Origin of the sequence: Streptomyces sp. NPDC002573 (assembly GCF_042889625.1) — a bacterium.
GTDB classification, from domain to species: Bacteria; Actinomycetota; Actinomycetes; order Streptomycetales; family Streptomycetaceae; genus Streptomyces; species Streptomyces gibsoniae.
On sequence record NZ_JBIARC010000004.1, the window covers coordinates 259,548 to 274,043 of the forward strand.

12 protein-coding genes are annotated in these 14,496 nt (G+C 72.6%); 10 read left to right on the forward strand and 2 right to left on the reverse strand.

Annotated elements, in window-relative coordinates; all coding sequences use genetic code 11:
• The first annotated feature begins 53 nt into the window (after window positions 1–53).
• Complete coding sequence (locus ACFYX0_RS06310; RefSeq protein ID WP_388966931.1) at window positions 54–1,454, forward strand: APC family permease; 1,401 nt, start codon at window positions 54–56, stop codon at window positions 1,452–1,454.
• A gap of 246 nt (window positions 1,455–1,700) precedes the next feature.
• On the opposite strand, the gene ACFYX0_RS06315 is transcribed toward ACFYX0_RS06310, so the two are convergent.
• Window positions 1,701–2,534, reverse strand: a complete 834-nt coding sequence (locus ACFYX0_RS06315; protein ID WP_388966934.1) for an aminoglycoside N(3)-acetyltransferase — start codon at window positions 2,532–2,534, stop codon at window positions 1,701–1,703.
• 270 nt (window positions 2,535–2,804) lie between these two features.
• On the opposite strand from ACFYX0_RS06315, the gene ACFYX0_RS06320 reads away from it, so the two are divergent.
• From ACFYX0_RS06320 to ACFYX0_RS06355, 8 genes are all read left to right on the forward strand, one after another.
• Window positions 2,805–5,591: an alpha/beta fold hydrolase gene (locus tag ACFYX0_RS06320; RefSeq protein ID WP_388966937.1), complete on the forward strand. Its 2,787-nt coding sequence runs from the start codon at window positions 2,805–2,807 to the stop codon at window positions 5,589–5,591.
• Window positions 5,588–6,451, forward strand: a complete 864-nt coding sequence (locus tag ACFYX0_RS06325) for an ABC transporter permease (RefSeq protein WP_388966940.1) — start codon at window positions 5,588–5,590, stop codon at window positions 6,449–6,451. Before ACFYX0_RS06320 ends, ACFYX0_RS06325 begins: the two co-directional genes overlap by 4 nt.
• 157 nt (window positions 6,452–6,608) lie before the next feature.
• On the forward strand, window positions 6,609–8,120 hold the full coding sequence (locus ACFYX0_RS06330; protein WP_388966943.1) for a von Willebrand factor type A domain-containing protein: 1,512 nt from the start codon (window positions 6,609–6,611) through the stop codon (window positions 8,118–8,120).
• A 134-nt stretch (window positions 8,121–8,254) separates the two neighbouring features.
• Window positions 8,255–10,174, forward strand: a complete 1,920-nt coding sequence (locus ACFYX0_RS06335; protein ID WP_388967023.1) for an AMP-dependent synthetase/ligase — start codon at window positions 8,255–8,257, stop codon at window positions 10,172–10,174.
• 155 nt (window positions 10,175–10,329) lie between these two features.
• Window positions 10,330–10,647, forward strand: a complete 318-nt coding sequence (locus ACFYX0_RS06340; protein ID WP_388966946.1) for a rodlin — start codon at window positions 10,330–10,332, stop codon at window positions 10,645–10,647.
• A gap of 247 nt (window positions 10,648–10,894) precedes the next feature.
• Complete coding sequence (locus ACFYX0_RS06345; RefSeq protein WP_355917887.1) at window positions 10,895–11,086, forward strand: chaplin; 192 nt, start codon at window positions 10,895–10,897, stop codon at window positions 11,084–11,086.
• A 136-nt stretch (window positions 11,087–11,222) separates the two neighbouring features.
• Window positions 11,223–12,299 carry a chaplin gene (locus ACFYX0_RS06350; RefSeq protein ID WP_388966949.1) on the forward strand — a complete coding sequence of 359 codons (1,077 nt, stop codon included), beginning with the start codon at window positions 11,223–11,225 and terminating at the stop codon, window positions 12,297–12,299.
• 335 nt (window positions 12,300–12,634) lie between these two features.
• Entirely contained in the window at window positions 12,635–12,835 is a 201-nt protein-coding gene (locus ACFYX0_RS06355; protein WP_311692677.1) for a MerR family transcriptional regulator, read from the forward strand.
• A 53-nt stretch (window positions 12,836–12,888) separates the two neighbouring features.
• Here ACFYX0_RS06355 and ACFYX0_RS06360 read toward each other — a convergent pair whose 3' ends face one another.
• Complete coding sequence (locus ACFYX0_RS06360; protein ID WP_388966952.1) at window positions 12,889–13,932, reverse strand: zinc-dependent alcohol dehydrogenase family protein; 1,044 nt, start codon at window positions 13,930–13,932, stop codon at window positions 12,889–12,891.
• 317 nt (window positions 13,933–14,249) lie between these two features.
• On the opposite strand from ACFYX0_RS06360, the gene ACFYX0_RS06365 reads away from it, so the two are divergent.
• Window positions 14,250–14,489, forward strand: coding sequence for a heavy-metal-associated domain-containing protein (locus ACFYX0_RS06365; protein ID WP_388966955.1), 240 nt, complete (start codon window positions 14,250–14,252; stop codon window positions 14,487–14,489).
• The last annotated feature ends 7 nt before the right edge of the window (window positions 14,490–14,496 follow it).

Here is a 14,496-nt window from a genome sequence, read left to right on the forward strand (position 1 = left end):
GCGATAGCGCTCCCGCCCGGACCACTGCCGCACGAGTCGATCGGAACCGCCGCATGACCGACACGCTCCGCCCTGTCGAGAACTCCGTCGCCCAGGCACCGGAGAGCAGTCCCCAGACACTCAAGCGTTCCATCGGCGTCGTCGGCGGCACGCTGCTCACGCTCTCGTGCGTGACGCCCGCCTCCACGCTCTTCGTGGTCGTCCCCGACCTGTTCGGCTCGCTCGGCACCGCCACCGCCCTCACGATCGCCATCGGCTCCCTCCTCTGTATCGCCGTGGCGTTCTGCTACTCGGAGCTGGGCACCCTGATCCCCAGCGCCGGCGGCGAGTACGCCATGGTGTCGACGCTCGCCGGACGGCTCGCGGGCTGGCTGGTCTTCGTACTGTCCCTGCTGGTCGTCGTGATCGTCCCGCCGGTGATCGCCATGGGCACCGCGGACTACCTCGCACCGGTCGTCCATCTCGACCCGGCGATGACGGGCGCGAGCGTCATGCTGCTCGCCACCCTCGCCGGACTGCTGGACCTGCGCGCCAACGCCTGGATCACCGGCATCTTCCTGGTCCTGGAAGTGGTGGCCGCGGGGGTCGTCGCGGTCCTGGGCTTCACCCACAGCCAGCGGGGCCTCGGCAGCCTGGTCTCGATGCAGGTGGCCGGTGAACACGGCCACACGGACACCGTGACGGCCATGCTGGTGGTCTCCGGGCTCGCCATCGCCCTCTTCGTCACCCAGGGCTTCTCGACCGCCGTCTACCTCTCCGAGGAGCTGGAGAACCCGCGCCGCAACGTCGCCCGCACGGTCCTCGCCACCCTCGCCATCTCCACCGTCGTCATCCTGGTGCCGGTCGTGGCCATCACCATGGGCGCCTCCGACCTGAGGGCCCTGACGAGCGGCGACCTCAGCAGCATGGTGACCGCCTGGTCCAACTCGGCCGTCGGCACCTTCGTGAGCCTGTGCGTGGCGCTCGCCATCATCAACGCGGGCATCGTCATGGTCATCCAGAACTCCCGCGTGCTGTTCGCCTCCGCCCGCGACAAGGCCTGGCCCGAGCCGGTCAACAACGGCCTCGCCAAGCTCGGCCGGTTCGGCTCCCCGTGGGTCGCCACCCTGGTCGTCGGTGTCCCGGGCGCGCTGCTCTGCTTCGTCAACCTCGACACCCTCTACGGTGTCACGGGCGTCTCGGTGACCGGCATGTACCTGCTGGTGGCGGTCGCCGCCCTGCTCGCCCGGCGCGGCGGGCACCGGCACACGCCCGCATGGCGGATGCCGCTGTGGCCCGCGATGCCGATCCTGCTGATCGCGGTCCTCGCGTACATCCTCAGCCAGCAGGAGGTCGGCTATCTGCTGTGGACGGGCGGCATCACCGCGGTGGCCACCCTGTACTGGGCGCTCTACCTCCGCCCCCGACGCGAGACCCGCTGGCTGGTGTCGATCCCCGAGGACGCACAGGCCTGAGCCCGGAAGCGGGTTACGGCGTGTTGCGCCCTAATACTGCAACCGCACTCATGGAATCAGCGCAGGTCAGTTTAGGCGTCTGGACACTTCGAAGCTGACGGGCTATCAGATATAGAGAGCCGTTGACCTGCCAGTTCGCGATCGGCCCGGCGCGGCGACTATCACCGTGCGCCGTCGGATCGCCACCGCCCAAAAACCGCCGCGCTGCGCCTGACCTGCGGTGACGCGACAGGTGCGGTTGCAGTACTAACCCTGCCGGCGCCCCGGGCGGCGATGGGACGCCATCCACGTCACCGCGTGGTCCACGGCGTCCCTGACACCGAAGACCCGGGCGTCGGCGCTTCCGGCCCGGTCCGTCGCGACAGGTGCCCCGCTCCGCTCGAACGACGCGCCCAGCACCGCGAAATCGCTGTCGTCGAGAGCCACGTCCGTGTAGCTCCACCAGGTCCGCTCCCCCCGGACCCGGATGACGCAGTGGTACCCCTGCATCGGCTGCTCCGGCATACGGTATTCGGCCAGGTGGAACGCGGTGCAGGAGGCGAACCCCACACCGAGCAGCAGCACCTGGGCCCCTTCCTCGTACAGCCGGGCCAGCGGGGAGCACTCCCCGAGATGGCAGCCGCGGGAATGGCCGGAGACGATCCGGTGCGACAGGGGGCCGACGGCCGCGAAGGACGTCTGCGGATGATCGCTGCGCAGCGCCTCGGGATGCGTCCGCACCTCCTCCGCGAGCCGCCCCGTCGACAAGGCCGGGGTGCGCCGGCGGTCGTACGGGGGCATCGTGCTGCGCAACTCCGCCACCTGCCGCTCGGTCAGGCCCTGGATGCGCCTGCGGTAGAAGAGGGACGTGTCGGAGTTCTCCGGGGTGAAGGTGGGCACCACCAAAGTGCCCTGCGGGCCGAGGGCGGCACGCAGGGCCCGTACCACCGCGCGGCTCGTGCCGTGCACCGGGCCGAGGCTGCGCAGCGAGGCATGGGCCACCAGCACCCCGCCGGGGCGGATGCCGAGCGCGCGCAACTCGTCGGTCAGGACCTCCTCGCCGATGGCCGGCCGGTGGGGGCGTCCGTCGAGCTTGTGCATGGATGACCTTTCCGGGTCGGCGTTCCCGGTCGCTTCAGGCGTCCGGGAGTTCCCAGGTGCATTTCCGGACACCTTGTGCCCGGTGTTTCTGCGGCCGGGGCGAAAAGGGGAGTTCGGTGGGACGGGTGGCGGCCCCTGGGGCCGGGACGGTCGCCGCGCCGCCGTACGACGGCTGCGGTAGACGGCGTCGGGTCCGTACGCCTGTGGGAGGGGCCGCAGTTCCGTCCGGCGGCTGCCGCGGTTGTCGGTGGCGGCCCTTACCGTTGACGCATGGATCTTCGACTGCCCGCGGTCCGGGGGCTGCGCCGAGGGGCCGTGGCCGCAGTCGCCGCGGTCGTCCTCGTGCTGGCCTGCGTCGGCACTTGGTCTGCCGTCGCCTCGGACGACGCGCCCGCGGTGCACCGCTCCGACCAGATCATGGACATGGGCGGTGGTGTGCGGATCGACTCCTCGTACTTCACCGCGGGGTCCGCCGGCCGCCGCCCGGCCGTCCTGCTCGCCCACGGTTTCGGCGGCAGCAAGGACGACGTCAGAGGCCAGGCGGAGAAGCTCGCCCGGGACGGGTATGCCGTACTGACCTGGTCGGCACGCGGCTTCGGAAAGTCCACGGGGAGAATCGGGCTGAACGACCCGCGGGGCGAGGTCGCCGACGTCTCGAAGCTGATCGACTGGCTGGCTAAGCGGCCCGAGGTCGAGTTGGACAAGCCCGGCGACCCGCGCGTGGGCATGGCGGGCGCGTCGTACGGCGGGGCGATCTCGCTGCTGGCGGCCGGTCATGACCGCCGGGTGGACGCCATCGCACCGGCGATCACGTACTGGAACCTGGCGGACGCCCTGTTCCCGAACGACGTGTTCAAGAAGCTGTGGGCGGGCGTCTTCCTGAACTCGGGCGGCGGCTGCGCCAAGTTCACCGTCGAGCTGTGCCGGATGTACGACCGGGTGGCGGAGTCCGGCACGCCCGACGCGCAGGCGCGCGCCCTGCTCCAGGAGCGCTCCCCGTCCGCTGTCGGCAAGGACATCAGGGTGCCCACACTGCTCGTGCAGGGCCAGACCGACTCGCTGTTCCCGCTCGGCCAGGCGGACGCGGCGGCCCGAGCCATCCAGACGAACGGCGCGCCCGTGGACGTCGACTGGATCGCGGGCGGGCACGACGGCGGCGACCTGGAGACCGACCGGGTGCAGGCGCGCGTGACGGCGTGGTTCGACAGGTATCTGAAGGACGAGCGGAACGTCGACACCGGCCCCGCTTTCCGGATCACCCGGACCGGAGGCGTCGACTCCACGGACGGCGCGGTCCTGTTGCGCGGCGCGAGCGCGGACGCCTACACCGGTCTGGAGAGCGGACGGCGGACGGTCCCGCTGACCGGTCGCGAGCAGAGCTTCGCGAACCCGGCCGGCGCGAGCCCGCCCGCGATCTCCGCGCTCCCCGGCCTCGGCGGCTCCGGCGGCCTGTCCCAGCTGTCGTCGCTGGGCATCGGGGTGTCGCTCGACTTCCCCGGGCAGTACGCGCACTTCGACTCGGCCCCGGTCCGCGACGGCCTGTGGATCACCGGGTCGCCGACGGTGACCGTCCATGTGACGTCGACGAGCGACGACGCCGTGCTCTTCGGAAAGGTTTACGACGTCGGACCCGGCGAGAGCCGGGCGGTGCTGCCCTCGCAACTGGTCGCCCCCTTCCGGGTGACCGGCGCCCGGAACGGCAAGGACGTCACGCTCACCCTGCCCGCCGTCGACCACGAGGTGCAGAGGGGCCACCGGCTGCGGCTGGTGCTCGCCTCCACGGACCTCGGCTATGCGTCCCCGGCCGCGGCGGCCACCTACCGGGTCTCCCTGAAGAGCGCCCTCACGGTGCCGACGGCACCGGGTGTGACCACCGCGGCGGCCCCGCTGCCCTCCTGGGTGTGGTGGCTGCCGCTCGCCGGAGCGGTGGCCGCGGCGGCCCTGCTCCTGACGGGCCGTCGCCGTACGACGGCACCGGCTCCCGACCCCGCACTCGCCGATGTCCCGTTGCAGATCACGGGCCTGAGCAAGCGCTACGCGAAGTCCGCCGACCGGTACGCGGTGCGGGACGTGTCCTTCCGGGTGGAGAAGGGCCAGGTGCTGGGACTGCTCGGGCCGAATGGTGCGGGCAAGACGACGACCTTGCGCATGCTGATGGGTCTCATCAAGCCGGACGGCGGCGAGATCCGGGTCTTCGGCCATGCGATCCGCCCGGGCGTACCGGTGCTGTCGCGGGTCGGCGCCTTCGTGGAGGGCGCGGGCTTCCTGCCGCATCTGTCGGGCCGGGAGAACCTGGAGCTGTACTGGCAGGCGACCGGCCGCCCGCCCGAGGACGCGCACCTGGACGAGGCACTGGAGATCGCGGCGCTCGGCGACGCGCTGTCCCGCGCGGTCCGCACCTACTCCCAGGGCATGCGCCAGCGGCTCGCCCTCGCGCAGGCGATGCTCGGACTGCCGGATCTGCTGATCCTCGACGAACCGACCAACGGTCTGGACCCGCCGCAGATCCGCGAGATGCGCGAGGTCATGATCCGGTACGCGGCGGGGGGCCGCACGGTCATCGTCTCCAGCCATCTGCTGGCGGAGGTCGAACAGTCCTGCACCCACCTGGTGGTCATGGACCGTGGCCGACTGGTGCAGGCGGGGCCGGTGAGCGAGATCGTGGGCTCCGGCGACACCCTGCTCGTGGGGCTGGCGGCCGAGATCGCCGACCCGCTGGTGGCGAAGGTGGCCGTGCTGCCCGGCGTCTCGTCGGCGACACGGACGGAGGGCGGACTGCTGGTGCGGCTCGCCCCGGTCACGGAAGCGGGCGGCTCCCCGGTGGACTCGCCGGAGCCGGTCGCCTCCGCGGTGGCGGCCGTGGGTCCTGGTGAGCCGGGCGTCTCCGCGGCCCCCGGTGTCCTGCCGGACGGGTCCGCCGAGCCGGTCGTCTCCGGTTCCACGGCCGCGGCCCGGCTGCTCGTCGAGCTCGTCCGGCTCGATGTGCCCGTGTCCTCGCTGGGGCCCCACCGCCGGCTCGAGGACGCCTTCCTCACCCTGATCGGAGGTTCCGCATGAGTGCGCTCGCCGAGCGGGCCGAGACGGCCGACGGGTACCGGGCGCGGCGCACGCTCCCGCTCCGGGTCGAGCTGGTCCGGCAGTTGAAGCGGCGCCGTACGCTCGTCATGGGCGCGATCCTGGCCGTGCTGCCGTTCGTGCTGGTCATCGCCTTCGCCATCGGCGGCGACCCGGCCTCGCGCAACGGGCAGGTCACGCTCATGGACACGGCGACCGCGTCGGGCGCCAACTTCGCCGCGGTGAGCCTCTTCGTCTCCGCCGGGTTCCTGCTGGTGATCCCGGTCGCGCTGTTCTGCGGGGACACGATCGCCTCCGAGGCGAGCTGGTCCTCGCTGCGCTATCTGCTCGCGGCCCCGGTCCCGCGTGCCCGTCTGCTGTGGTCCAAGCTCGCAGTCGGGCTGGGCCTGAGCCTCGCGGCGATGGTGCTGCTGCCGGTCGTCGCGCTCGCGGTGGGCACGGCGGCCTACGGCTGGGGACCGCTTCAGCTGCCGACCGGCGGATCCCTGTCCGCGGGCACGGCGGCCCAGCGGCTCGTGGTCGTGGTGGCGTACATCTTCGTCTCCCAACTGGTCACCGCCGGGCTCGCGTTCTGGCTGTCGACCCGGACGGACGCGCCGCTGGGCGCGGTGGGCGGCGCGGTGGGCCTCACGATCGTGGGGAACGTGCTGGACGCGGTCACCGCGCTCGGCCACTGGCGCGACTTCCTGCCCGCGCACTGGCAGTTCGCCTGGGCGGACGCCGTCCAGCCCCGCCCCGAGTGGTCCGGCATGATCCAGGGCACGGCGATTTCCATAACGTACGCGCTGGTGCTGTTCGCGCTGGCCTTCCGCGGTTTCGCGCGCAAGGACGTCGTGTCCTAGGTCAACGGAGGATCTCCTACCGGTGTCGGCGGCCGTCCGCCGTGGCCGGTTCGAGATCCATCCGCAACGCCCCGTACCGCCCGTCGGCGCCCCTTGCCCCGTCACAGTCACAGACATCGACTGCAGACGTCGACGTCGACGGACACAGGGGGCACCGATGGGCGAGTACCGGACACGACGGCTTCGCGGCACACTGCTCGCGCTCACACTCACGGGCGGACTGCTGCTCAGCGGCTGCTCGGGGGACGGGACGAACGAGTCGGGCAAGTCGAGCACGTCGAACGGCGCGCTCCCGTTTCCCGCGCCGGCCGCCGGTTCAACGCCAAACGGCCGCGAGGAGGGTTCCGGCCGGCTGTCCACCTTCGCGCTGGACGTCGACACCGCCTCGTACGGCTATGCGCGCCGCACCCTCGCGGAGGGCCGGCTGCCGGCGCCGTCCGCGGTCCGCCCGGAGGAGTTCGTCAACAGCTTCGACCAGCACTACGAGCGCCCGGCGGGCAACGGCTTCACGGTCACCGTCGACGGCGCCCGCACCGGCACCGACGGCTGGTCCCTGCTGCGGGTCGGACTCGCCACGCGCGCCGCGCAGCCGGAGGCGCAACGCCCGCCCGCCGCGCTGACGTTCGTCGTCGACGTCTCCGGATCGATGGCCGAGCCCGGCCGGCTCGACCTGGTCAGGGACTCGCTCGGGGTGCTGACGGACCGGCTCCGCGACGACGACTCGGTCGCGCTCGTCACCTTCAGCGACGAGGCGCGGACCGTGCTGCCGATGACCCGGCTCGGCGGCCGTCGCGCCCGGGTCCACGACGCGGTCGAGGAGCTGCGGCCGACGGACTCGACCAACCTCGGCGCGGGCGTCCGCACCGGATACGCCACCGCCGTCCAGGGCCTGCGGCCGGGCGCCACCAACCGGGTCGTGCTGCTGTCCGACGGGCTCGCCAACACCGGTGACACCGACCCCGGCACCATCCTGGAGCGCATCGCGAACGCCCGCCGGGAGCACGGCATCACCCTCTTCGGGGTCGGCGTGGGCAGCGAGTACGGCGACGCGCTGATGGAACGCCTCGCCGACCGGGGCGACGGCCACACCGTCTATGTCTCGACCCCCGAGGACGCACGGCGGGTCTTCAGCGACCAACTGCCGCAGAACGTCGAGCTGACGGCCCGGGACGCCAAGGCCCAGGTCGCCTTCGACCCGCGGACCGTAAGGGAGTTCCGCCTCATCGGCTACGACGACCGGCGCGTCGCCGACCGGGACTTCCGCAACGACCGCGTGGACGGCGGCGAGGTGGGCCCCGGCCACACGGTCACCGCGCTCTACGCGGTGCGCACCCGGCCCGGCGCCGAGGGTCATCTCGCCACGGCGAGCGTCCGCTGGCTGGACCCGGCCACCCACGCCCCGCACGAGGAGTCCGGCCGGCTCGAGACCGGCGCCCTCGGCGCCGACCTGGGGCAGGCACCGTACGGGCTGCAGGTCGCGGCGGCCGCCGCGTACTTCGCGGACGACCTGCGCCGGTCCGCGTCGGGGTCGGCCGCGCTCCCCGGCGACCCCGGTCTCCCCGCGCTCGCCGAGCGCACCGAGGCGCTGGCGTCGCGCACCCGGGACGCCGACGTACGCGCGCTGGCCTCGGCGATCCGGCGGGCGTCCCGGCTGCGGGACGCCGGCTGACCCGGCTGCCGCGCAGGGACCGCCGAAGAACCTCGGTGCGCACCATTGAATTCACCTGACTCACGGGTAAGTTGACTCCGGAGTAAGTACGAGTGAGTACGCATCTCCGCACCCGAGCCGCGACCGGAGCCGTCATGGGCGTACGCAGGGATCTGAAACGGGCACAGCAGCGCCGCGATCTGGCGGACCGCACCACGGTCGAGCTGGTCAGGGACGCGGACGGCACGGTCCGCGAGGTGCGCACCGCACCGCTGGTGCCGCCCGCCGGCACGGGCAGCACCGCCGATCTGCCCTTCACCAACGCGGCCGAGGCACCCGACGCGGTGGTGATGCGCCGTCAGGACGGCTCCGACTGGCGGCCGGTGACGGCCACCGCCTTCGCCGCCGATGTCACCGCCGCCGCCCAGGGGCTGATCGCGGCGGGCCTGGAGCCCGGCGGCCGGGTCGCGGTGATGTCCCGTACCCGCTACGAGTGGGCGGTCCTCGACTTCGCGATCTGGGCGGCGGGCGGCCAGACGGTCCCGGTCTACCCCACCTCGTCCGCCGAGCAGGTCGAGTGGATCGTGCGGGACGCCGGCGTCCGTCTCGTGGTCGTGGAGACCGCCCGGAACGCGGCCACGGTCGCTGCGGCGACGGCCGGCCACCCCGAGCCCCCGCGGGTGTGGTGCCTGGAGGCGGACACCCTCGGCGGGCTCCCCGAGCAGGGCCGGGACGTCCCCGGCGAGGAGGTCACCAGGCGCCGTGGCGCCCTCACCCCGGACACGCCCGCGACGATCTGCTACACCTCCGGGACCACCGGAGCACCCAAGGGCTGCGTCCTCACCCACGCCAACCTCCACGCGGAGGCCGCCAACACGGTCGAACTGCTGCACCCGGTCTTCAAGGAGGTCACCGGCCAGGACGCCTCGACCCTGCTGTTCCTGCCCCTCGCCCACATCCTGGGCCGCACCCTGCAGATCGCCTGTCTGCTGGCCCGTATCGAGGTGGGCCACTTCCCGAGCGTGAGGCCCGACGAACTCCGGCCGGCGCTGCGGTCGTTCCGGCCCACGTTCCTGGTCGGCGTGCCGTATCTCTTCGAAAAGATCCACGACACCGGGCGGGCCACCGCCGAGAAGATCGGCCGTGGGGCGTCCTTCGACCGCGCCGACCGGGTCGCGGTCCGCTTCGGCGAGGCGCATCTGAACAGGTTCCTGGGCACCGGCAAGGGACCGGGTCCGGGGCTGTACGCGGCGTGGGCGCTGTACGACCTGCTGGTGTACCGGCGCATCCGCAAGGAGCTGGGCGGCCGGACGCGCTACGCCATCAGCGGCGGCTCCCCGCTCGACCGAGACCTCAACCTGTTCTTCTACACGGCCGGGATCGTCGTCTACGAGGGCTACGGACTCACCGAGACGACCGCGGCCGCCACCCTCGTCCCGCCCCTCGGGCCCCGCCCCGGCACGGTCGGCCTCCCGGTCCCGGGCTCGGCGGTCCGCATCGCCGCCGACGGGGAGGTCCTGATCAGGGGAGGACCGGTCTTCGGCGGGTACTGGAACAACCCGGCCGCCACGGACGCCGTGCTCACCGGGGAGTGGTTCGCGACCGGTGATCTCGGCGCCCTCGACCAGGACGGCTATCTCACCATCACCGGCCGCAAGAAGGACATCCTCATCACCACGGGCGGCAAGAACGTCTCCCCGTCCGTGCTGGAGGACCGGCTGCGCAGCCGTTCGCCCGTCGGCCAGTGCATCGTCGTAGGCGACAACCGCCCGTACATCGCCGCCCTGATCACGCTGGACCCCGAGGCGGTCGCCCACTGGCTCGCCGTGCGGGGGCTGCCCGTGGACACCCCGCTGTCGGACGTCGTCGCCGACCCCCGGATCCTCGCGGACGTGCAGAAGGCCGTCGACCACGCGAACCAGGCGGTCTCCCGGGCCGAGTCCATCCGCAGGTTCGCGCTGGTCGAGGGCGAGTTCAGCGAGGAGAACGGGCTGCTCACGCCCTCCCTGAAGATCAGGCGGCAGGCGGTGGCGACGGCGTTCGCACGGGAGATCGAGAAACTGTACGAGAACTGAGCGGCCGGGCCGCCCCGGGCAACCGCCCGGGCCGCCGTGAGCGCAATTGCCGTTCCGTGAACGGCCGACCGGGTGAATCGCCGAAACCATTGCCGACACACCTGGTTGGTGGCAGAGCAGAACACGTGTCTCTGCCAGGAAAGGAACGCGAGAAAATGCTCAAGCAGGCAATGGCCGTGGCAGCGGTCGTGGCTTCCGTCGTCGGTGCCACGGCGTTGGCCGCTCCCCGGGCGCTTGCCCTCGGCGACGACGGGCGCACCACGCCCGCCGGCGCGGCAGCCGCCCGGAGCGCGCTCGGCGACCAGGTGACCGGGGACGGCACGAGTCCGCGGTCCTCCCTGGTACAGGGCTCTTTGGACCAGCTCGGAGCCGGTCTGCCGACGAGGACCGACGCCGGTTCGGTGGTCGGTACCGTACCGGTCACCACCCAGGACGCGCCGCTTCTGACGGGCGGTCACGCGAGCGCCGGCTGAGTACCCCGCGTCAATACCCGGTATTCGCCTCGGGTGTGAATTCGACGATGGCATTCGGGTGAATTGCCCGGCGCCCTCCGATCGGGAGTTGCTTCCGTCGACTATTCCTCGTTTCACAGACTGCAGGTCGTGCGGCGAGCCGTTCAAGCTGTGCTCGCTCGGTTTCGGCCGTCACAGGGGCACGACCGCAAAGAAGGGAAAATACGTGAAGCACAAGAAGAGTGCGGCTGTCGTCGCCGGCGCCATCATGGCGCTCGGCATGGCCGCTCCGGCCATGGCCGACTCGGGCGCCGAGGGTACCTCGACCGGCTCCCCGGGCATCCTCTCCGGCAACCTCGTCCAGGCCCCCATCGACGTTCCGGTGAACGCCTGCGGCCTCACCGTCAGCGTCATCGGGCTGCTCAACCCGGCCGCCGGCAACGCCTGCGCGACCACCTGACGTCATGGCCGCCGTCGGCTGACGTCGTCATGCATCAGCTGCCCGGCTGTGTCTCGGCCGGCCTTGGACTCCTCTTCCCGGTTCCAGGGCCGGCCTTCCCACTTCACCCACTTCTACCAGCAGGAAGACAACGAGATTGCGACAGACCCTGAGCAGGGGAATGGTCGCGGCAGCCGCCGCGACGGGCATTCTGTCCCTGTGCGGCAACCCGGTGTACGCGGACTCGCACGCCGAGGGCACTGCGAACGGATCGCCCGGCGTCGCCTCCGGCAACAACGTCCAGGTCCCGGTGCACGTGCCGGTCAACATCTGCGGTAACACGGTCAACGTGATCGCCGCGTTGAACCCCGCGTTCGGCAACGCCTGCGGCCACGCCTCCGGCAGCGGAGCCTCCTCCACGGGTGCGCACGCCACCGGCGCCACGAGCGACTCGCCCGGTATCGGCTCGGGCAACAACGTCCAGGTCCCGGTGCACGTCCCGGTCAACGCCTGCGGCAACGGCGTCAACGTGGCCGCCCTGTTGAACCAGGCGTCCGACAACTCCTGCGGCGAGGCCTCCGGCAGCGGAGCCTCCTCCACGGGTGCGCACGCCACCGGCGCCACGAGCGACTCGCCCGGTATCGGCTCGGGCAACAACGTCCAGGTCCCGGTGCACGTCCCGGTCAACGCCTGCGGCAACGGCGTCAACGTGGGCGGCCTGTTGAACGAGGTCACCGGCAACTCGTGCGGCCCCGCCACCGGCTCGGGCCAGACCTCGAACGGCGGCCCGGGCACCACGGGCGGCCACCACCCGCAGACGCCTCCGCAGACGCCTCCGCACAACCCGCAGACGCCTCCGCAGACGCCTCCGCACAACCCGCAGACGCCGCCCCAGACGCCTCCGCAGACGCCTCCGCACAACCCGCAGACGCCTCCGCAGACGCCTCCGCACAATCCGCAGACGCCTCCGCAGACGCCTCCGCAGAACCCGCAGACGCCTCCGCAGACCCCACAGACGCCGCCCCAGACCCCACAGACGCCGCCCCAGACGCCTCCGCAGACCCCGCCTCGGGGTGTCACTCCGGCCGGCACGCCCGTCACCGCCGCACACCCGGCGCCTGCCCTGGCGCGGACCGGTAGCGAAGGCGTGATCGCGGCCTCGGCCGTCAGCGTCGCGATGCTGGCCGGCGGGCTCGTCCTGTACCGGCGCGGCCGCGTGGCGTCCCGCTTCTAGTGCGACGGTGCCGGGCGTCCGCGTCCGGCACCCGCGCCGTACTCCGTCAGTTCCACGGCCCAGGGGCGGCACCCGTAAAAGGGTGCGCCCCTGGTCGTCGTCGTTCCCGGGACACGGCACACCCGCACCGTTCGTCAGCCGTGTCACAAAGAACTCCGCCGTGTCACACATGTCCCGCGCGGACCGCTGTTCTGTCACACCCCGTTCACAGGCCCTGCCCGGCTCGGACCCCCCGTCGTTGACGGAGCACAGGTTCGTGATCACCAGCGCAGCGCCCGGCTCCCCCGTCGGCCTCCCCGGGTCGCCACCGCGGCGCGCGCGGGGAGGTTCTATTGATGTCCGACCGCCACCTCTGGTCGTACAAGGAGATCGCCGCGCACATCCGGGTGCAGCCGGACACCGTGCGGTCGTACCGCAAACACGGGCTGCTTCCCCCGCCCGACCATGTGGAGGGCGGAAAACCCTACTGGTACGCCGACACGGTCCGGGCCTGGGTCGCCGCCCGGCCCGGCAACCGCGGCCGCGCGGAGCCGTGACGCCCACCGGAGCGGCCCGTCCCCCGGCCGGGGAGGGGCCGCTCCGGTGGGCGTCAGGCCCACGGTTCGATGACGGTCACTCCGCTGCCCGGGGCCGTTCCCATGGCGGCCAGGGCCGCCGGGGACGCCGCCAGCGGGATCGCCGAGGTGACCAGGAGGTCGGGGCGCAGGGCGCCCGAGCGGACCAGCTCCAGCAGGGGCGGATAGGCGTGGGCGGCCATGCCGTGGCTGCCGAGCAGTTCCAGTTCCAGGGCGATCGCCCGGGCCATGGGCACCGGGGTCGTGCCGCCGGGCGACGGCAGCAGGCCGACCTGGACATGGCGGCCGCGGCGGCGCAGTCCGTTCACCGATGCCGCGCAGGTGGCCGGGGAGCCGAGCGCGTCGAGGGAGACATGGGCGCCGCCGCCCGTCAGTTCCCGGACCGCTTCCGCCGTGTCCTCGGTGCGCGTCGCGTCCACGCACTCCACCGCCCCGAACTGCCGTGCCAGCTCCAGGGCCCGGGGTGACACGTCGACGGCCACGACCCTCGCCCCCGCGGCCGCCGCGATCATCACCGCGGACAGGCCGACGCCCCCGCAGCCGTGCACGGCGACCCACTCCCCCGCCGCCGTCCGGCCCTGCCCGACGACCGCGCGGAACGCCGTGGCGAACCGGCACCCGAGTGCCGCGGCCGTCCGGAACGACAGTTCCTCCGGCACCGCCACCAGATTCACGTCCGCGTGCTCCAGCGCCACGTACTGGGCGAAGGATCCCCAGTGGGTGAACCCCGGCTGGGTCTGGCGCTCGCACACCTGCTGGTCGCCCGCCGCACAGGACGGGCAGCTGCCGCAGGCACAGATGAACGGGACCGTGACCCGGTCGCCGGGGTGCCAGCGGGTCACCCGGGGGCCCGCCGCCTCGACGACGCCGGCGAGTTCGTGGCCGGGCACATGCGGGAGTGCGATGTCCGGGTCGTACCCCATCCAGCCGTGCCAGTCGCTGCGGCACAGGCCCGTCGCCTCGACCCGCACCACCACCCCGTGCTCCGAAGGCTCCGGATCCGGCACCTCGCGCACCTCGGCCGGCTCCCCGTACCGCTCGAACACCACCGCACGCATACGACCGCACCCTCCGCCCTCGTCCCGCGCTCCCCGGCGGCCCCGGGGCGCCTCTCCGGCGGAACGCTAGCCGAGGAGGGGGAACGCGGGCCGGGGGACTGGCACGGTCATCGGGCGCCGCTCCGCCGGACGTTCCGCCGGACGGGCGCACCGGCCGCCGCCACCGTGCGGTCCGCGCTCCCGGTGGCGGATCCCGGCCCGATCATGTCCCCCGACGCGCCCACCGCCCGGCCCGCGTGAGGAACCTCTTGGGTGATACCCCCTAGGGGTATAATCTGAGACACGTAGGCCCCCCACGTCTCCCAAGGAGTAACGACATGACCGCGCAGACCGACATCTCCGGCCCCGTGACGACCGTCTACCGGGTGAGCGGGATGAGCTGTGGACACTGCGAGGGTTCCGTCTCCGGCGAGATCTCCGGCATCGCCGGGGTCAGCTCGGTCACGGCCGTCGCGTCCACCGGCGAGGTCACGGTGGTCTCCGCCGCGCCCCTCGACGACGAGGCCGTGCGTGCCGCGGTCGACGAGGCGGGCTTCGAGCTCGTCGGCAAGGCCTGATCCACCC

Coding starts and splice junctions, on each gene's coding strand:
- ACFYX0_RS06340 (WP_388966946.1), top strand. CDS start 10,330: ATGCTCAAGCAGGCAATGGCCGTGGCAGCGGTCGTGGCTTCCGTCGTC.
- ACFYX0_RS06320 (WP_388966937.1), top strand. CDS start 2,805: ATGGATCTTCGACTGCCCGCGGTCCGGGGGCTGCGCCGAGGGGCCGTG.
- ACFYX0_RS06325 (WP_388966940.1), top strand. CDS start 5,588: ATGAGTGCGCTCGCCGAGCGGGCCGAGACGGCCGACGGGTACCGGGCG.
- ACFYX0_RS06345 (WP_355917887.1), top strand. CDS start 10,895: ATGGCGCTCGGCATGGCCGCTCCGGCCATGGCCGACTCGGGCGCCGAG.
- ACFYX0_RS06360 (WP_388966952.1), bottom strand. CDS start 13,932: ATGCGTGCGGTGGTGTTCGAGCGGTACGGGGAGCCGGCCGAGGTGCGC.
- ACFYX0_RS06365 (WP_388966955.1), top strand. CDS start 14,250: ATGACCGCGCAGACCGACATCTCCGGCCCCGTGACGACCGTCTACCGG.
- ACFYX0_RS06355 (WP_311692677.1), top strand. CDS start 12,635: ATGTCCGACCGCCACCTCTGGTCGTACAAGGAGATCGCCGCGCACATC.
- ACFYX0_RS06335 (WP_388967023.1), top strand. CDS start 8,255: ATGGGCGTACGCAGGGATCTGAAACGGGCACAGCAGCGCCGCGATCTG.
- ACFYX0_RS06315 (WP_388966934.1), bottom strand. CDS start 2,534: ATGCACAAGCTCGACGGACGCCCCCACCGGCCGGCCATCGGCGAGGAG.
- ACFYX0_RS06310 (WP_388966931.1), top strand. CDS start 54: ATGACCGACACGCTCCGCCCTGTCGAGAACTCCGTCGCCCAGGCACCG.
- ACFYX0_RS06330 (WP_388966943.1), top strand. CDS start 6,609: ATGGGCGAGTACCGGACACGACGGCTTCGCGGCACACTGCTCGCGCTC.